This window comes from Streptomyces sp. NPDC048623 (genome assembly GCF_040650755.1).
Lineage (GTDB): Bacteria > Actinomycetota > Actinomycetes > Streptomycetales > Streptomycetaceae > Streptomyces.
Genome location: NZ_JBEZHV010000022.1, coordinates 12659 through 28991 on the forward strand (window position 1 = coordinate 12659; position 16333 = coordinate 28991).

Here is a 16333-nt window from a genome sequence, read left to right on the forward strand (position 1 = left end):
CCTGTGGTGCCGCCGAGGAGATGACCGCAATCAACGCGTAGCAAAACCCAGACGATTCGGGACATCGCCCATTGTGCAGAGTGCCGTGACCTGCTCCTCCAAACGGCTCAGGGCGTCCGTGAGGGAAAGCTGATCGATCCGCTCAAGATAGAGGATGTGGACATCGGCGCCGAACTCTCCCAGGGGTTGTTCAAGGTCGACATCGACCATGGCTTCGACGACGCACCCAGTAGAGGTGATGGTCACACCTGCCGAGAACCGCAGCTCACTGACATCCGAATCGCCCTCCGCGAAGAAGCCGAAGCGGTGGTAGGTCCTCAGTTCAGGTCCCGCAGCGTGTTTTTCGATCAAGATGGCAGGCACCAGCCCAGACTCATCCCCGAAGTCGTAGGCAATGTAGAGCTGAGTGGTGAAATCGTCCAGCCGCTTGTGCAGCCGATGCATCGTGGTCAGCAAGAGAGCCGTGCTTGCGGCATCGTCCGCGCCGGTGACGTTCAACATCAGTGGATCATCGCCCATGCACAGCAGCGCTGGCACGTGGGTTTCGCTGACCAGGCCGCCCCGTCCTCCACACCATTCAACCCCAACCCCACGGTCCATTTTGACGACACGACCTAGTCGTATCAACGACTCGACTGGGCGGCAGCCATGGCCAGAAGCGCGAGGGGAACGATCCACCCCTCCCTTTCCACTCTCTGCGAACCGCCCAGCGAAGACAAGACTGCAATTTTTGCTGTCAAACCAGGAAACTCGTTCCCGAGCGGAGGTCTGCACCGCTCTCCAACGGGAGGACACTCATGTCAGACGTCTGGGATCCACATGGCAGCCTGCAGCGCGCGCTGTGGATCGGCGGCGCACAGTGGTCCGGCAAGACCACCGTTGCCGAACTCATCGCCAGAAAGTACGGATTGACGGTGTATCACTACGACTACCACGACGCCCGCGGCCACCAGGATCGCCGGATCGCGCGTCGTGTCGCCCTGGGTGAGCCCGTGGAAGATCCCACCCCCGACCATGTCTGGCTGGACCAGGACCCGGAGGAGATGGCTGCCGAGACGCTGGCCGGCTTCCCGGTCCGCTTCGAGTGGGCCTTGGACGACCTGCGCGCACTGTTCACCGACCGGCCGGCGATCGCTGAAGGATGGGGGCTGCGACCGGAGCTGGTCGCGCCGCTGCTCGACTCACTCCGGCGAATGGTCGTCCTCGTCCCTACCGAGGACTTCCGTCAGCACCAACTCCGGACCCTCCCGCGCGCGGGAACCCTCAACGTCCCTGTCACTGACCCGGCCCGCTCCCAGGCCAACCGTCTCGCCCGTGACCGGCTGGTCGCCGAGGACGCAGCACGGAACGCCCGCCGCCTCGGCATCCGCGTCATCGAAGTCGACGGGACGCTCGACGCGGTGGCTGTGGCCGCAGAGGTCGCCGAGCATTTCAGCCCTTACCTCGGCGCGGCGACGGCTGCGTGATCGCTCGGCCCAAGAGGTTTCCGCTGTTGAGCGCCAGGACACTGCCCAGGACTTGTCCGGCCGATCATGTTCGGAGCCAGACGAATCCGGTCCGGCCCCGGACAGGACCGGCTTCGGCGACTTCAGTACCTGTCCCGCCCCGGTCTGCGCCAGGTCACCAGCACGACCGCGGGTCTTGTACGTGCTCTGGCGAGTGCCGGTCCTCTCCCCTGCCCAGGCCGGTCCGGACCAGGAAGCCGGGGTCCACGTCCCACGGCGGCGCAGCGATATGCACCCGCTGGGTGCCGGGGATGCCTACCTCGACGAGGACTCCGCCGCGGAACATCCACAGACCGAACAGGTCGTCGTCCTCGTCGTGCAGCAGGACCTGCACGCAGGCCGGCTCGTTCCACGACAGGGACTCCAAGTCCTTGAGCACGCCGCGGCGCCGGTCCCACCGCTCGAACTCGATGTGCCAGCCCCCTACGAACCAGGGGATCGGCACGAAACAGCCGTGCCAGGTGCGGGCCTCGTCCGGCCGCGTCAGCGGCTCCATCACCTCGTCCTCGTATCGCGCCAACACGATGACCTGCGCCATTCTGCTCATGCCCACATGTCACACCGTGCCGGATACCGAGGGCAATCGGTTGGGGACCCAGAACGTCGGGGCACGTTCCATACGCAGAGTTCGCCGCCGAGGGCTTGCCCGGGCGGTCACGTCCGCAGCCAGACGGTGACGGCTCTGCGACGGTCGCGGTGCCGGGTAGACATGACGGTGTCTGCCGTAGCGGGTAGCGACGACTGGGTGCCGCTTGAGCCGGTTGATAACCCGTTCGACGATGTTGCGTTTCCTGCACCGGTTCTCGTCAAAGGCGGGTGGGCCGTCCACGTGAGCCTTTGCGCAGGCGGGCGGCCTGGCTGCCGGGCTTCTGACGGGACCCGCCCGGCCCGAGTCGGGGGACGCGGATCTTCTCCAGCACCGGCTTGAACTGGGTGCAGTCCGCCGCGGGCACGGGGAGCAGCGCCGCCGAGCCCAAGCTCGCGCTGAAGTGCCGGAACGATCCCCACGCCTGCCGGGAGCAGAACCCGACCCTGTCGAGCGCGACAGCGACCTCGGGTCGATCCCCGCGGGCGCGGGGAGCAATCCGACTGTCCCGGCATCTTCTGCGTCGTGGTGGGGCCATCGGCTTGGCCGCAGCCGCGCAAGAAGCCGCCCCGCCGACCTGATCGGCTGCAGCGTCATGGATTTTCTCGTTGCTCCACAGCGCGGCGATGAGCTTTCGGCTCCCGGCCGGTCCAAGCTCGTGACACCCCAGGAAGGACACCGCCATGTCGGAGCTTCTCGTCGACTTCATCACCTCCCTCGACGGCCACGCATCGGGACAGGGATGGCCCGGGTTCTGGGGCCTCGAGGGCCCCGAGTACCTTGCATGGCTCGGCGAGCAGCCCGAGGCCACCTACCTGATGGGAGCGAACACCTACCGCCTGATGTCGGGCTTCGCCGCAGGCGAGGTCCCCAACGGCCAAGACGAGTTCAGGCCCGAGGAAGAGGCGTCCGTCGACGAGCTCACGCAAGCCTCCAAGGTGGTGTTCTCCTCCTCACTCGAGGAGCCTCTGACGTGGGCCAACTCCACGCTCGTCCGAGACGACGCCGTCGAGGCGGTCCGCGCCATGAAGTCGAGTGGCCCGGGGCTCCTCAGCACGATCGGCAGCCTCAGCCTGAGCCGGTCCCTGCTACGAGCCGGACTCGTCGACCGCTTCCGGGTCGTGATGTTCCCGGTGATCACCGGGGCCACCGGCGAAGAACGCATCTACGACGGCTATCCGGACGTCGCCCTCGAGATGATCGAGCACCGCACCTTCGACGGCCGCATCCAGCTGGTCGAGTACAAACCCCGCGTGCTCGAGCACCCGCCGCTCAGCGTCCCCGCGTGACGTCACCCCGTCCGCCGGTCCGGACGGCCGCCAGGCCGGCGCCGACGGGCCGGCGGCCCTCCGGCGGCGTCCGGAGCTACGCGGAGCGGCTCGACGCCCGGGTCCGGCCGCTCGGCGTTGTCGCGGGCGCCGTGGGCGTACCGCTCGGCGTCGCCCTGCACCGCACCATCCCGCCCGTCGGTCTCGACGTCTACGGCGCGTCGCTGCTCACCGGACTCGCCCTCGCCGGGGTGCTGCTCCCGGCCGACTGGGCGGCCCGTACGAACACGGTGCGGGCCTGCGCGCGGAGTGATGCCGGACGACGGCACTGGGCGGCGGCTTGCGACGGGTCACTGGGCGTCCGGGCCGCGACCAGGACACCGATCTTGTCGATGCGGTGCTCCGGGTTGCCCTGCGCGTCCCGCCAGAAGTTGCCCGCCGCGTTGTCCTCCGGGGTCGCGCACGTGGAGAGCGTGATCATCGCCTCGGTGGGGCGCTCACCGGGCGAGCCCGGCACGGCGGCCCGTTGCTCCCCGAGGGAGCGGGCGGAGCGGAAGGAGGTCGACCGGGTCTCGATGATCCGGTACTCGTAGACCCGGCCGCCCACCTCCACGAGCACCTGGTCCTCCTTCGCGACGGAGGGCAACTCCCGCAGCGGACCGCCGGCCGAGAGGCGGTGCGCCGTCACCAGGTAGTTGCCGATGTCGCCCGGCCCGGCGCCGCCCCGCTTCCCGTGCGGGCTCACCGCCATCCCGCGGTCCTGTATCCGGGTGCCGGCCCGGTCGTCGGTCGTCCCCTCGTACGGCACGACCCGCAGGCCGGAGACCCCGATCGACGGTATGTACAGCTCGGCGACCCCGAGACCGGACAGTGGGCGTCGGCGAGGGTGAGGGTTGGGGTGGCGTCGGGGGGGCCTGCCGCTTGTCCGAGACGGCGGCGGTGTCGGCCGGGGAGCTGCCCGTCAGCAGGGCGAACAGCGCCGCGACGACGACCACGACGACCTTGCGCGGGCGAGCGAGGTGAGCTGAACGGGGCATGGGCATCGACCACTGATGCCTTCGGCGGCCCGGTCGGCCACCTGGAGCCTCCGGCCTCTCCACGCCACGTGCCCCGCCGTCCGGTGCGCGCGCCCGGCGTGCCGCGTGTGCCCGAGCGCGGGCGGGATGGCACGGTCGGGCGGGAGGCCATGGGACCGGGACCCCGACCCGGACCGGAGCGGGAGCGAGACGGGAGAACGCTTGACGAGGAAAGGCGTGACGAGGGATGGCGTGACGCGACGCGGCCGGTGGAGTGCCCGGCGCGCCGAGGCCGCCGCCCGGTTGGAGCGGCTGCGGCGCGACCCGTTCATGGTGCAGACCGTCCGGTCCACAGCGGCCGCGACGCTGTCCTACGTCGTCGCGCTCTGGCTCAGCAGCGAGCCGGCACCGCTCACCGCACCGCTGACGGCGCTGCTCGTCGTGCAGGTCACCGTCTACTCGACGCTCACCACGAGCCTGCGCCGGGTGAACTCCGTGGTCGTCGGCGTGCTGATCGCCATCGCCTTCAGCGCGCTCGTCGGGCTCTCCTGGTGGAGTCTCGCCCTGATCATCCTGGCCTCCCTCGTCGTGGGGCGGCTGGTGCGGGTCGAGGAGTTCGTGCCCGAGGTCGCCATCAGCGCGATGCTCGTCCTCGGCGTCACCCAGGTCGCCCACACCGCCTGGGACCGGGTCCTGGAGACCCTGATCGGCGCGGCCGTCGGACTGCTGTTCAACCTGGTCCTCGCCCCGCCCGTGTGGGTGGAGACCGCCGGCGACTCCATCGAGGACCTGGCCCGCCGGATGCGCCGGCTGCTGATCGACGTGGCGGAGGAGTTCGGTGGTGCGCCCCCGGTCCAGCGGGCGGCGGCCCGCCTCCACGAGGCGCGGCGGCTGGACAACGACGTGGCCGACGTGGACGGCGCGCTGCGCACGGCCGAGGACAGCCTGCGGTTCAACCCGCGAGTCAAGGAGGGGCTGCTCCACCGGATCGTGCTGCGCACCGGGCTCGACACCCTGGAGATCTGCGCCGTGGTGCTGCGGGTCCTCGCCCGTACCCTCACCGACCTCGCCAAGGAGCGGGAGGGCGGGGAGCTGCTGCCCGGACCGGCCGCCCTGGCGCTCCAGGAGACGGCGCAGCACACCGCCGACGCGTTCGTCAGCTTCGCCGTCCTCGTCACGTCCTCCGGCAGCGAGGCGGCCGAGGCGGCCGAGTCCCGGCTCGCGGGCGAACTGCGCGCCGCCCGCGCCTGTCGCGGCCACGCCGCCGGTCTGCTCCTCGCCCTCGCGCTGCGGGAGCCGGTCCGCTGGCAGCTGTACGGGGCGATCCTTGCCGAAGTGGACCGCGTCCTCGACGAACTCGACCCCGAGCACCGGGGCCGGCGGCTGATGGAGGAGCTCGACCGGCACACCCGCGAGAGCCGCGAACGCCGCCGCAGACTCACCCTCCGGCACCGTCCCGGCCGCTCCCGGAAGGCCGGGCAGACCCCGCAGACCCCGCAGACCTAGTCGATCCTGACCACGTACTTGCCCCGCACACCGCCTGCCTCCAGCGCCCGGTGTGCCGCCGCTGTCTCCTCCAGCGGGAAGACCGTGTCCACCGCCGGGCGCAGTCTCCCCTCCGCCACCTGGCGGGCGAGGGCGTCGAAGAGTGCCCGCGTGGGGTTGCCGCTGAAGAAGCGCACCCGGCCGCGTCCGTGTACGGCGCTGGCGGCGATGTAGCCGAGTGAGGCGGCGGGCCGTGCCGGGTCGAAGGCGATGGCGACCATGCGTCCGCCGGGTGTCAGCAGGCGCCGGAATGACCGCAGGTCGGTGCCTGCGGTGTCGAGGACCACGTCGAACGGGCCCAGTTCCCTTGGCGGGACGGTCCGATGGTCGATGGCGTGGTGGGCGCCGAGCGTGCGGACGAAGTCGAGGTTGGCGGCGCGGGCCAGGGCCGTGACCTCGGCACCGTACGCCTGTCCGAGCTGGACGGCGGCGTTGCCGACGCCGCCCGCAGCGCCCCGTACGAGCAGTCGTTCGCCGGGGCGCAGCCTGGCCTTGTCGCGCAGCGCCGTGATGGCCGTGGTTGCCACCGGCAGCGCGGCGGCGGCCACCAGATCCAGTCCGTCGGGAACGCGGCCGAGCCGCTCGGCCCGGACTGTCACATACTCGGCGGCGCTGCCGAATCCGGAGCGGCCCACGATGCCCCACACCCGGTCGGCGACCGCGAAGTCCGTCACGCCGGCGCCGAGTGCGGCGATCTCACCGGTGAGGTCCAACCCGACGCGCTGCGGGAACTTCCGTCCGGTGAAGAGACGAAGCCGGCCGGAACGGGCCGCCAATTCGCTGCCGTTGAGGCTGAACGCCCGCACCCGCACGAGTATCTCGCCGGGCGCCGGTTCGGGGCGTGGTACCCGGCCCACGTACAGCACCTCGGGGCCGCCGAAGCGGTCGAAAAGTACTGCTCTCATCGTGCGGTCGTCCATCGTTCTCACCTTCGCCACCAGTGGCCGTGCGGGGGGGGATCTGGCCCCGAGCGTAGGCTCCTAAACGGACGACATCGTCCGTTTGGACCGGAGGTGAGAAACAGTGGTGGAGGAATCCTCTCGGATCGCGGGCCCGGCCAGGCTGCGGGCCGACGCCCGGCGTAACCAGGAGCGCATCCTCGTCGCCGCCCGTGCGGTCTTCGCCGAGCACGGGATCGATACGCCCATGGCAACCGTGGCCCGACGGGCCGGGGTCGGCGTGGCGACGCTGTACCGGCGTTTCCCGACCCGGGACGCCCTGGTGCGGGCCGCGTTCGCACAGCAGATGGAGACCTGCGGCCGGGCGCTCACCGAGGCGCTGGCCGACCCCGACCCGTGGCGGGGTTTCCAGCGGCTGGTCGAGACGGTCTGCGAACTTCAGCGGGAGGAACGGGGGTTCCCGGCCGCGTTCGTCGCGGCTTTCCCCGACAGCACGGTGGAACACGCGCGGGTACGGGAACAGGTCGAGCGGGACTTCACGATCCTGGTCCGCAGGGCCCAGGCGGCGGGTGCGCTTCGGGCCGATTTCCATCCCTCCGACCTCGCCGTGGCCCTGTTGTCCCACTGCGGTCTGGTCACTGCTCTGCCGCATGACCGTTCGGCGTCCCGGCGCCTGGTGGCGTATCTGCTCCAGTCGTTCCGTGCCGAGGCGGCCCACGGGGCACTGCCCCCGCCGAGCGCACTGTCGCTGAGCAGTCTCCCGCTCGCGGCCGACAGTTCGCGGAGACAGCAGCCTTTCAGGGCCTGATGCGAGGCGAAGCGAACCGGCGATGTCGGCCATGGACGAGAGCCCGTCCAGCGACTGGGTGCGGCTGATGCGCGGCACCGCGTCCATCGCCAGCACGGTGATCGGTCTCGCCGCGAGCGTGTCCACCAGTTCGGGGGATGGGCCGGCGCGTGTGTGAAGACCCGCGAGAGCGGAGACCAGTGGGGCGCCGTCCTTCGGCCTGCCCCCCTTCGTCCGTCGTCGGGCCGTTGACCCGGAAGACGATGCCAGGCGAGGTCGGTCGCCCGGGAGGCGGCGCCGTAGGACGTCACGTCGTCAGTGCCGACGCGGTCGCCGAGGATCGCCTGCCAGGCCAGGATGTCGGTCGCGCGGTCCCAGATGCCGATGTCGGTGATCTCGTGGCTCGAGTCGGTCGTGTTGCGGTCGTCGAGCATCGGGTCATCAGCAGTTGGAACAGCGGGGTAGCTGTTCCGCGGTCGCGGATCAGAAGGGCGGTGGCGGCGGCGATGCCCCCGCCACCGCTCCGGCCGGCCAGGCCGACCCGGGTGGTGGCGATGCCGGGTTCGGTCGCGTTGTCGCTGATCCGCCGATAGGCGGTGCAACCGTCCTCGGCGGCGCGGGGCGCTGCGGTTTCCGGGGCCAGCCGGTAGTCGACGAGGTCGTGTGGACCGGTACCGCCGCGCCGCCTGGATGCGGCGCGGGGACCGGGGGGAGGGCGTGGGAGCGGTGGCTCAGTGCGTGGTGGTCGCCGGTGCGCCGAAGTAGTGGCCCTGGGCGAGGTCGTCGACGAGACCGGGCTGGACGGGCTTCCAGCCGAGGAGGTCGCGGGTCAGCGTGCTCGAGGACGGGTTGTCGGCCTGGGCGTGGGTGCTCAGGAAGCCGAAGTGGGCCTCGGCCTCGATCGGCGGGATGCTGACTATGGGGAGGTTCAGGCCCCGGCCGATGGCCTCGGCGATCTGGCGGAAGGTGATTCCCTCGTCGTCGACGGCGTGCAGCCGTGACCCGGCCGGCGCGGATTCCAGCGCCAGCCGGTACAGGCGTGCCGCGTCGAGCGTGTGTACGGCGGGCCAGCGGTTGGCCCCGTCGCCGATGTAGGCGGAGACGCCCTTGGACCGGGCGATGGAGATGAAGGTCGGAACGAAACCGTTGTGGTCGAGCGTGCTGTGCACGGTCGGAGTGAGCCGGACGACGGACGAGCGGATGCCGCGCTCGGCGAGTGCGACCACCGCGTTCTCGGCGTCGATCCGCGGGCCTGCCTCGAGCGCGTCTGCTTCGGTGAGGGTGTCTTTGAGGCCCGCGAAGGCGAACAGCGCTGTTCCCGACGTGCCCACCAGAGGCTTGCCGGTGCCGGCGAGCGCGTTGCCGAGGGTGTCGATGGCGCGCAGATCGGCTGCGACCGCGCCCTCGAAGTCGCCGGCGAACATGGCGTCGTGCTTGAAGGCGAGGTGGATGACGCCGTCCGCAGCGGCGGCGGCCGCGGCGAGACCGTCGAGATCGTCGAGATCGCCTCGGTGGGCCTCGGCACCGGCAGCCGTCAACGCGGCGGCGGACTTGTCCGAGCGGGCCAGGCCGACGACCTGGTGTCCGGCTTCGAGGAGTTCGGGGACGACGGCGGAGCCGACGTGTCCGGATGCTCCGGTGACCAATACGCGCATGGTGTGTCTTCCTGCTGCGGGCTCCCCACCGGGGGCGGAGAGCAGTGATGTCAGTTCGTGACATCACCGTAGCGCCCATGTCAGACCCTGTCATCACTCTGATGTCAGATTCTGTCATCGGCAGGTAGGATCGGGGCATGAGCCGATGGAAACCCGACGCACGAGGCCGCCTGGAGAAGGCGGCGATGGAGCTCTACAACGACAAGGGTTTCGACGCCACCACCGTGGCGGAGATCGCCGCCCGGGCCGAGGTCACCGAACGCACCTTCTACCGGCACTTCGTCGACAAGCGGGAAGTCCTCTTCCAGCGCAACGCCCTGGCTGACGTCCTCGCGCACGCCACGGCCACCGCCGCCGACTCGCTGGCGCCACTGGAGGTGATCGCCCACGCCCTGACCGAAGCCGCTCCCGTCTTCGAAGAACGTGCAGAACTGGTACGGCAGCGGCAGGCCGTCATCGCTGCCAATCCCGAACTGCAGGAACGCGAACTGGCCAAACTGGCCGCACTCGTCTCCACCCTCGCCCACGCGCTTCGCGAACGCGGTCTGGAGGACACCACCGCGGCACTCGCGGCCGAAATCGGGATCGCTGCGTTCAAGGTCGCCTTCGAACGGTGGATCGACGGCCCCGACCAGCGCACCCTCGCCGGGCAGATCCGGGAGACCCTGGACGCCGCCAGGCACCTCACCGCACCGGCCCGGCCGGTCATGCCGTCGCAACCGACGACGTGAGCTTCCCGGCGGAACAGGAGAACGTGGCATCAATTCGGTGAGCACCCCGAGCGGGCCCGCGGGTACCCATCCTCTCCCTGGCTGCCCGTCCTCTCCGTCGCCCGTCTCGAACGCCGCCTCGATGTGTGCCCCGACGCCGGCGACGTCGACAGTGACGTCCTCGCGCAGCAGACAGAACTGAGGCCGGACGTCCATGGTGAGCCGCAGCGCCATCAGCACGTCGTGGCATGGGAAGAGGGGGCAACCCCAAGGGCGCCACAAGGTGACGTGGATCGAGATGCCGGCATCCGCGCTCGTGGCCGAGCGGCAGTCCGACCCTCACACGGTGGGGACAGCCATGCACAACCGCCACACGCTGGCGCGCTCGCGCTCCCGCTCGCTGCAGGCGCCACACCGCTTGCTCCAGCGGTCCGTCGAGCTACGACGAGTCCGTGAAGCTCTACCACGAGGCACTCGTGAGAACCCGATGCGTTGCCCGGCAGGCACCCATCTCGCTCGTCGTGGGCACCGACGGACTGCTGCACCCGCGGCAGGGGTCCCTGGACCGAGCGGGTCACTGGAACAGACCAGTCCCCCCCGTTACCTTCTTCGTGGCTCCGCAATGGGGCCTCCGGCCTTCGGGTCCGGCATGACTTCCCCCTCCTGTTGAAGTTGATGATCCGGGGGGTGGTGTCACCGGGTCCGAAGGCATCGACGGACCGCTGATGAGGGGCTTGAGCACCGGCTTCACCCGAGCCGGAAGAGCTCTCCGTAACGTGGATGTGGCAGCTCGGTGCCCTGGCAAGGCCGGACGAAAGCGTGATGGAGGGGCCTGCACGTGATCGACACCGGCGACATCGACGTCTTCCTCGGCCTGGACGTCGGCAAGGGCGAACACCACGCCACCGCCGTGACACCGGCCGGGAAGAAAGCGTTCGACAAGCGGCTGCCCAACACCGAGCCCAAGCTCCGCGAGCTATTCGCGAAACTGGAGGCCAAGCACGGAACGGTGCTGGTCGTGGTCGACCAGCCGGCCTCGATCGGTGCCCTGCCGCTGGCGGTCGCGAGGGACATGGGCTGCCCGGTCGCCTACCTGCCGGGTCTGACGATGCGGCGGATCGCCGACCTCCACCCGGGTGAAGCGAAGACGGACGCGAGGGACGCGTTCATCATCGCGGACGCGGCCCGCGCAATGCCCCACACGCTGCGGGCCATCGATGGCGAGGACGAGACCATCGCCGAGCTGGAGATGATCGTCGGGTTCGACGACGACCTTGCAGGGGAAGCGACCAGGGTCGCGAACCGGCTGCATGGCCTGATGACTCAGATCCATCCGTCGCTGGAAAGGGTGCTGGGGCCGCGGTTGCAGCACCCGGCCGTCCTCACCCTGCTGAAACGGTTCGGGTCACCGGCCCAGATCCGCAAGACCGGCCGGCGGCGGCTGGTCACCCTGCTGCGGCCGAAGGCGCCGCGGATGGCCGAGCGGCTGGTCGAGGAGATATTCGCCGCGCTGGACGAGCAGACCGTGACCGTCCCGGGGACCGAGGCGGCCGCGCTGATCGTCCCAAGCCTGGCCGGATCCCTGACGGCCGTCCTTGACCAGCGCAAACTCCTGGCCGGGCGGATCGAGGAACTCCTGGAGGCCCACCCTCTTCCCAAGGTCCTGACGTCGATGCCCGGAGTCGACGTCAGGACCGGAGCCCGGATCCTGATCGAGGTCGGTGACGGCAGCACCTTCCCCACCGCCGGCCACCTCGCCGCCTACGCCGGCCTCGCCCCTGCCACCCAGAGCCCGGGCTCCTCGATCCGCGGCGAAAAGCCCTCCAGACGGGGAAACAAGCAGCTCAAACGGGCCTTCTTCCTCTCCGCGTTCGCCGCCCTGGGCGACCCGCCATCGCGGGCCTACTACGACAAGAAGATCGCCCAGGGCAAGCACCACACCCAGGCCCTGCTCTGCCTCGCCCGCCGCAGGGCCGACGTCTTCTTCGCCATGCTCCGTGACGGAACCTTCTACGAGTCACGCCCAGCGGCAGCATCATGAGCAAGCCGGATCGTCGGCTACCGGTCCTCGCCTGCGCCAGGGACGTGAACCGCCACGTCGTAGTTGCCGATCAGGTCGGCCAAACCACGCGGACTCACGCCCTTCGCGTTCGCTCGCTCGTGATCGGCTCCGGCCGCCAGCAGCACCCGGAGCGTTGCTGGATCACCCCGGTAGTTGAACACCGCGTCGAAGAGAGCCGTGTTGCCGTTACGGTCGCCCACATCCACCATCGCGCCCGCAGCCAGAAGCAACTCGGCAGCCAGCGCGCTCTGGGACTGCGCGGCGAAGTGCAACGGCGTCATCCCCGCCTTGTCCGCAAGGCCCGGATCCGCCCCACCCGCCAGCGCCTCCCTCAAGCCTGCAGCATCTCCCTGCACGGCGCAGTAATGCACCCCCGTGCGACCCATCCAGTCCAGCCCCTGACCCACATCCGCCATGGTGCCCATCCTCTCCGAGCTTGACGAAGGAGATAGGGGCACCCCCCCAACCAACCGCCCCAACCACGCCATCCACTCCCATCAAGCTTTCGCGCCGGGCAGGCCGCTGGTGACGACGATCGCTGCGATGTCGCCGGTCTTCGTGCGCCCGAGCCAGACGATGCCGCCCGATTCGGCCCCGAAGGTGACCAGGTCCGCGTGCTGTGACGCATCGCGTACCCGCTCGCAACCGTTGGCCAGCTGCTCGGTGTTGCGCGGGGGAGGGACGCCGTCTGTGAACGTGCGAAACGGCGCGGCCAAGGCCGTCCACGCACCTGCGTCGGCAAAGCAGCCGACATTCGCGTCGGAGTAGAACCGTGGCTTATCGCCTGGCTGAAGCCGGTCGGTGTCGTCCTCGACGCCCAGGCCCATCTCCCATCCGACGACGGGTTCGTCGCTGATGCACAAGCGCGTCGCGGCGCACTCGATACCGTCACAGTGCTCGCCCATGAACTCGTACGGGCCCGCCGTCCACGCGATCTCCACCGGGTAGACCCCTGGGGGAATCTTCACCGCCAGCTCCCGCGGGGGCGGTGTCGGCAGCCCTCGCTGGTAGTTGTAGACCTCGTCGTCGTGCCAGGGCGCATCGACGACGAGCCGACCGCTGGGCACGCGGATCGTCGTGAGTTCCTCGATGCCCGTGACGACTACCGGCGTCGTCGGATCGTCGTACACCGTGCCCAGCTGAGCGCCGGGAGTGAAGGCTGCCTCCAGGTACCCGGCGGCCTCGGGCCCGGCAGCCAGCCTGGGATCCCCGACCCACTCCATCTCTCACTCCCTCCTCGCCACCCGGCCGGGTGGCGACCTGGAATCTACGCGCGGCCGCTGACAGCCTGCCGACCGCCCGACACATGCCCCAGCTCACGCCGAGTCGAGGCCCGCGGACGCGGGAGCAGTGGTCGAGGCCGGTGAGCTCCTTGCGAAGGCGGGGGCTCACGTGGCAGTCGATGTCACCTGAGCTGCACGGGAGGCTGAGACCTGCGACAGATTCCGCAGCCTGTCACAACCGTGATTCCGCCGAGGTGTGAGGCAACGCGGGCGCCTGATCTGACGTCTGCCAAGCAGAGAACGAAACGGGCGGACCGCCCCCACCGTATGAAAGGAGCCTGCTGGTGCTCATAGGACTGCTGACTGCCGTCGCCGCCTCGATCTGTTACGGCACGGGATCCGTCCTGCAGGCCGTCGGCTCCCGCAAGTCCGCCCAGCGCGAGGCGGCCGCGGCGAAGCAGGTCACCCAGCACGGCGGGCCGAGTCTGTCGTCGACCGCGAAGGCCGCGATGACCTGGGAGTTCATCGCGGGCACGATCCTGGACTTCGTCGGCTTCGGCCTCGGCGCGCTCGCCGCCCGTATGCTCCCGCTGTTCCTGTCCCAGACCGTGATCAGCGCCAACCTGGTCATCACGGCCGTCCTCAGCGTGAGGCTGCTCCGTATCCGGCTGACCCGCCCGGAGTGGATCTCGATCGGTGTGGTCTGCTCGGCCCTGGTGCTGCTGGCGAGCGCGGCGGGCCCCGAAGGCAGCGGGCGCACCCCGATCGCCACGCATTGGTGGCTGCTCGCGATCTCGCTGTTGCTGGTGGTCGGCGGCACCCTCCTCGTACGGGCACTCGGCGCCCGGGCGGCGATCCTCGCGGGCCTCCTGTCGGGGCTCGGCTTCGGCGCGCTCGGGGTCGGAGTGCGGATCCTGAACGGCATCGACCCCTTCGACGCGGGCGCGCTCCTGACCGACCCGGCGCTGTACACGATCCTCGTCGCCGGCGTCGGCGGCATGTACCTGCACACGGTCGCTCTGCAGATCGGCTCGGTGAACGGGGCGACCGCGGCACTTGTGGTCGGCGAGACCGTGCTGCCCGGGATGATCGGCGTGTGGTGGCTGGGGGACGCCTCCCGCCCGGGCTTCGCCTGGCTTGCCGTCCTCGGCTTCGTACTCGCGGTCACGGGCGCGGTGACGGTGGCGTGGTTCGGTGCCCCGGAGAGCCATGGGGCGGAGCCCGTAACCCTGCCGGAGGCCGCACGCGTTCCGGAGCCCGCACACGTTCCCTAGACGTCGCTTCTTCTGGGCGGGCTTCCCCGCGGGTCAGGCTGTTCCGGCGACGTCCGAGGTGGCGGTTCTGCGGCGCGGCCAGCCGGCGGGTACGGGTGACATTGTCTGGATGCCGGGCGTCAACACGTACTGCCTGGTGTCGATTCGCGAGCGGGGGTCGGACCGGCAGTGCTTCGGGCTTGCGGCGAATCGGAAGCCGCGGGCTACGTGCACGGGGCCAGAGATGCTCCGCACGGCCCTGGCGGTGCAGCCGAGCCGCACCAGTTGTGGCTCACCGTCAGCATCGTCGAGAACACCAGCGGGCCCTTCGCCTACACCGGGTTCACGCCGGAGCACGCAGCCCCGGTGCAGGAATCCACGGTGGGTTCCCCTCTGGCAGAACGATGACATTCCTGACGTACGAATTCCCGGAAGGCGTGACTATTCCGATGGACGCGGAGACCTGCAGCACCGGCCGGGCTCCAGCCCGCCCCGGCCATGGACCGGTGTGTCACCTGCCGTAGAGGAACGCCCGTGCGGGTACGAAGACTTCGTGCCCCTCCGGGAAGCGGACCCGTACGCCTTCTCGCGTCCACTTGGTCGACTCCACCCCCTGCTGCCCGAGGGCGGCGTCGACGTCGAGCCAGTGCCCGTAGGCGGGAGTGGGCTGCCTGCCGATGAACAATCGGAAGGTGTCGGTCCCGGACAGGGTGCTGCGGCGGACCAGGGCCAGGTGGTGCGGTGCCTCGTCCGGGTAGATCAGCGAAGACGGGGCAGCGCTGCGGTAGGTCACTTCGTCCTGCGGCCAGCGCAGAACGGTGACCAAACAGCCGGTCAGTACGACGCCGCACACCAAACCCGACAGCGCCGGCCCCAGCCAGCGCCTACGGCGAGGGCGTGCCTGCGGTGCGTTCGCGGCGGTCACGAGCATGTCGACGGCAACCTCCATAATCGAAACGGCCCGAAACCGGCCGCAAAAGCTGACTCACACAACAGACGCGGAGCCGCGGACGGCGGTTGCCGGCCTCACGCCACGATCATGTCTCCCGTACGACTGTTGCGAAAGTCCTGCTCACGTAAGGTCTGGCACCGAAAAGGGCAACAGCTCACACCATCGGAAAGCCCACGGGACCGGCCGCTCCGCCGACACCCCGTCGCCCCCCCACAGACGCGGAAACAGGTGCGTCCGGCGAGCCCGTTACGGGAGATGGGGGCATCCCCATGTCAGCGGGGAGCCATTCGGGAGAGCCGGGCGGAGACTCCGCCCGGCGCGGGGGTGTGGCGCATCCATCCGGTCACGCCGTGGATCGTCCCGCCCGTGTGTGGGCACCCGCCAGCCGGTCGGTCTGCGGTAGCCCGGGGGCTGCGAGAGCTGAAGCGGGAGTCGGAGCGGCTCGCCAGGAGGTGCGAGGAAGCGGTGCCCGATCGTGAAGGGGGCGTCAGCAGGGCTTGTAGTCGTCCCAGTAGGAACCCTTCCGGCGTCTTTCGTACGAGGCTTCAGCCCTCGCCATCCAGGCGTCGATGTCGGCGACCATCGTGGGAAACCTCTCCTTGAGGGGTTCGGCCAGTTCGACCAGCTCCTCCCAGGAGTCGGCCAGATAGGTCGTGCTCTCCAGGCCTATTGCGACCTCGACCCGGAACGGGTCGTCCGACTTCAGCCACTCCTTCCCGGTCTCGAAGATCTGTGCCCCGTCCTTGGGATCGATGATCCAGGACATGGAGAGCAACTGCTCCGCGACGTATCCAGGAGTCACGTTCGGGGCCCTGCGATCGACGAGGAAGCTCATGACGTCCTCAACCTTCACCGATGAACAACCTCCAGTA

Annotated in this window: 16 protein-coding genes and 2 pseudogenes; 7 read left to right on the top strand and 11 right to left on the bottom strand. The window is 69.8% G+C overall.

What is annotated here, in order from left to right; translation table 11 throughout:
- Positions 1–30: 30 nt before the first annotated feature.
- Complete coding sequence (locus AB0C73_RS27360; RefSeq protein ID WP_362535223.1) at positions 31–537, bottom strand: hypothetical protein; 507 nt, start codon at positions 535–537, stop codon at positions 31–33.
- 260 nt (positions 538–797) lie between these two features.
- Between AB0C73_RS27360 and AB0C73_RS27365 the strand changes: the two genes are divergently transcribed.
- Positions 798–1466, top strand: a complete 669-nt coding sequence (locus AB0C73_RS27365) for a hypothetical protein (protein WP_362535225.1) — start codon at positions 798–800, stop codon at positions 1464–1466.
- Positions 1467–1620: 154 nt separating this feature from the next.
- Here the strand turns inward: AB0C73_RS27365 and AB0C73_RS27370 are convergent, their stop codons facing one another.
- The gene (locus tag AB0C73_RS27370) at positions 1621–2052 is read right to left on the bottom strand and encodes a hypothetical protein (RefSeq protein WP_362535228.1); all 432 of its coding nucleotides are present in this window, start codon (positions 2050–2052) and stop codon (positions 1621–1623) included.
- A gap of 722 nt (positions 2053–2774) precedes the next feature.
- On the opposite strand from AB0C73_RS27370, the gene AB0C73_RS27375 reads away from it, so the two are divergent.
- The gene (locus AB0C73_RS27375; RefSeq protein ID WP_362535230.1) at positions 2775–3380 is read left to right on the top strand and encodes a dihydrofolate reductase family protein; all 606 of its coding nucleotides are present in this window, start codon (positions 2775–2777) and stop codon (positions 3378–3380) included.
- Positions 3381–3720: 340 nt separating this feature from the next.
- Here AB0C73_RS27375 and AB0C73_RS27380 read toward each other — a convergent pair.
- Positions 3721–4212, bottom strand: a pseudogene (locus AB0C73_RS27380) (class E sortase); the annotation flags it as partial.
- 493 nt (positions 4213–4705) lie between these two features.
- Here AB0C73_RS27380 and AB0C73_RS27385 point away from each other — a divergent pair.
- Positions 4706–5881 (top strand): aromatic acid exporter family protein, encoded by a 1176-nt coding sequence (locus AB0C73_RS27385; protein WP_362535524.1) that lies wholly within the window; start codon positions 4706–4708, stop codon positions 5879–5881.
- On the opposite strand, the gene AB0C73_RS27390 is transcribed toward AB0C73_RS27385, so the two are convergent.
- Positions 5878–6840, bottom strand: a complete 963-nt coding sequence (locus AB0C73_RS27390; protein WP_362535232.1) for an NAD(P)-dependent alcohol dehydrogenase — start codon at positions 6838–6840, stop codon at positions 5878–5880. The two genes, AB0C73_RS27385 and AB0C73_RS27390, sit on opposite strands and share 4 nt — an antisense overlap.
- Before the next feature lie 106 nt (positions 6841–6946).
- On the opposite strand from AB0C73_RS27390, the gene AB0C73_RS27395 reads away from it, so the two are divergent.
- Complete coding sequence (locus AB0C73_RS27395) at positions 6947–7627, top strand: helix-turn-helix domain-containing protein (protein WP_362535234.1); 681 nt, start codon at positions 6947–6949, stop codon at positions 7625–7627.
- Positions 7628–7705: 78 nt separating this feature from the next.
- On the opposite strand, the pseudogene AB0C73_RS27400 reads toward AB0C73_RS27395, so the two are convergent.
- The 3 genes and pseudogenes from AB0C73_RS27400 to AB0C73_RS27410 form a co-directional block, all read right to left on the bottom strand.
- A pseudogene (locus AB0C73_RS27400) lies at positions 7706–7753 on the bottom strand (hypothetical protein); the annotation flags it as partial.
- Between the two features lie 160 nt (positions 7754–7913).
- Positions 7914–8249, bottom strand: coding sequence for an alpha/beta hydrolase fold domain-containing protein (locus AB0C73_RS27405; protein WP_362535526.1), 336 nt, complete (start codon positions 8247–8249; stop codon positions 7914–7916).
- Positions 8250–8337: 88 nt separating this feature from the next.
- On the bottom strand, positions 8338–9261 hold the full coding sequence (locus tag AB0C73_RS27410) for an SDR family oxidoreductase (protein WP_362535236.1): 924 nt from the start codon (positions 9259–9261) through the stop codon (positions 8338–8340).
- A 137-nt stretch (positions 9262–9398) separates the two neighbouring features.
- On the opposite strand from AB0C73_RS27410, the gene AB0C73_RS27415 reads away from it, so the two are divergent.
- Together AB0C73_RS27415 and AB0C73_RS27420 are read left to right on the top strand one after the other, a co-directional pair.
- Positions 9399–9992 carry a TetR family transcriptional regulator gene (locus AB0C73_RS27415; RefSeq protein WP_362535239.1) on the top strand — a complete coding sequence of 198 codons (594 nt, stop codon included), beginning with the start codon at positions 9399–9401 and terminating at the stop codon, positions 9990–9992.
- A gap of 820 nt (positions 9993–10812) precedes the next feature.
- Positions 10813–12012 (top strand): IS110 family transposase, encoded by a 1200-nt coding sequence (locus AB0C73_RS27420; protein ID WP_362535529.1) that lies wholly within the window; start codon positions 10813–10815, stop codon positions 12010–12012.
- 17 nt (positions 12013–12029) lie between these two features.
- Here the strand turns inward: AB0C73_RS27420 and AB0C73_RS27425 are convergent, their stop codons facing one another.
- Both AB0C73_RS27425 and AB0C73_RS27430 read right to left on the bottom strand, forming a co-directional pair.
- Positions 12030–12449 (bottom strand): ankyrin repeat domain-containing protein, encoded by a 420-nt coding sequence (locus AB0C73_RS27425; protein ID WP_362535242.1) that lies wholly within the window; start codon positions 12447–12449, stop codon positions 12030–12032.
- Positions 12450–12530: 81 nt separating this feature from the next.
- Positions 12531–13256 (bottom strand): DUF4241 domain-containing protein, encoded by a 726-nt coding sequence (locus AB0C73_RS27430; RefSeq protein ID WP_362535245.1) that lies wholly within the window; start codon positions 13254–13256, stop codon positions 12531–12533.
- A gap of 344 nt (positions 13257–13600) precedes the next feature.
- Between AB0C73_RS27430 and AB0C73_RS27435 the strand changes: the two genes are divergently transcribed.
- Positions 13601–14530 (top strand): hypothetical protein, encoded by a 930-nt coding sequence (locus AB0C73_RS27435; protein ID WP_362535248.1) that lies wholly within the window; start codon positions 13601–13603, stop codon positions 14528–14530.
- Positions 14531–15020: 490 nt separating this feature from the next.
- Here the strand turns inward: AB0C73_RS27435 and AB0C73_RS27440 are convergent, their stop codons facing one another.
- Together AB0C73_RS27440 and AB0C73_RS27445 are read right to left on the bottom strand one after the other, a co-directional pair.
- A complete protein-coding gene (locus AB0C73_RS27440) occupies positions 15021–15335 on the bottom strand; it encodes a hypothetical protein (protein ID WP_362535250.1) in 315 nt (104 codons plus the stop codon).
- Between the two features lie 613 nt (positions 15336–15948).
- Positions 15949–16296 (bottom strand): hypothetical protein, encoded by a 348-nt coding sequence (locus AB0C73_RS27445; protein WP_362535253.1) that lies wholly within the window; start codon positions 16294–16296, stop codon positions 15949–15951.
- Between the last annotated feature and the right edge of the window lie 37 nt (positions 16297–16333).

Excerpts from the sequence above, each read along its gene's own strand:
- AB0C73_RS27365 (WP_362535225.1), top strand. The coding sequence starts at position 798 with ATGTCAGACGTCTGGGATCCACATGGCAGCCTGCAGCGCGCGCTGTGG.
- AB0C73_RS27370 (WP_362535228.1), bottom strand. The coding sequence starts at position 2,052 with ATGAGCAGAATGGCGCAGGTCATCGTGTTGGCGCGATACGAGGACGAG.
- AB0C73_RS27375 (WP_362535230.1), top strand. The coding sequence starts at position 2,775 with ATGTCGGAGCTTCTCGTCGACTTCATCACCTCCCTCGACGGCCACGCA.
- AB0C73_RS27385 (WP_362535524.1), top strand. The coding sequence starts at position 4,706 with ATGGTGCAGACCGTCCGGTCCACAGCGGCCGCGACGCTGTCCTACGTC.
- AB0C73_RS27390 (WP_362535232.1), bottom strand. The coding sequence starts at position 6,840 with ATGGACGACCGCACGATGAGAGCAGTACTTTTCGACCGCTTCGGCGGC.
- AB0C73_RS27410 (WP_362535236.1), bottom strand. The coding sequence starts at position 9,261 with ATGCGCGTATTGGTCACCGGAGCATCCGGACACGTCGGCTCCGCCGTC.
- AB0C73_RS27415 (WP_362535239.1), top strand. The coding sequence starts at position 9,399 with ATGAGCCGATGGAAACCCGACGCACGAGGCCGCCTGGAGAAGGCGGCG.
- AB0C73_RS27425 (WP_362535242.1), bottom strand. The coding sequence starts at position 12,449 with ATGGCGGATGTGGGTCAGGGGCTGGACTGGATGGGTCGCACGGGGGTG.
- AB0C73_RS27430 (WP_362535245.1), bottom strand. The coding sequence starts at position 13,256 with ATGGAGTGGGTCGGGGATCCCAGGCTGGCTGCCGGGCCCGAGGCCGCC.
- AB0C73_RS27445 (WP_362535253.1), bottom strand. The coding sequence starts at position 16,296 with ATGAGCTTCCTCGTCGATCGCAGGGCCCCGAACGTGACTCCTGGATAC.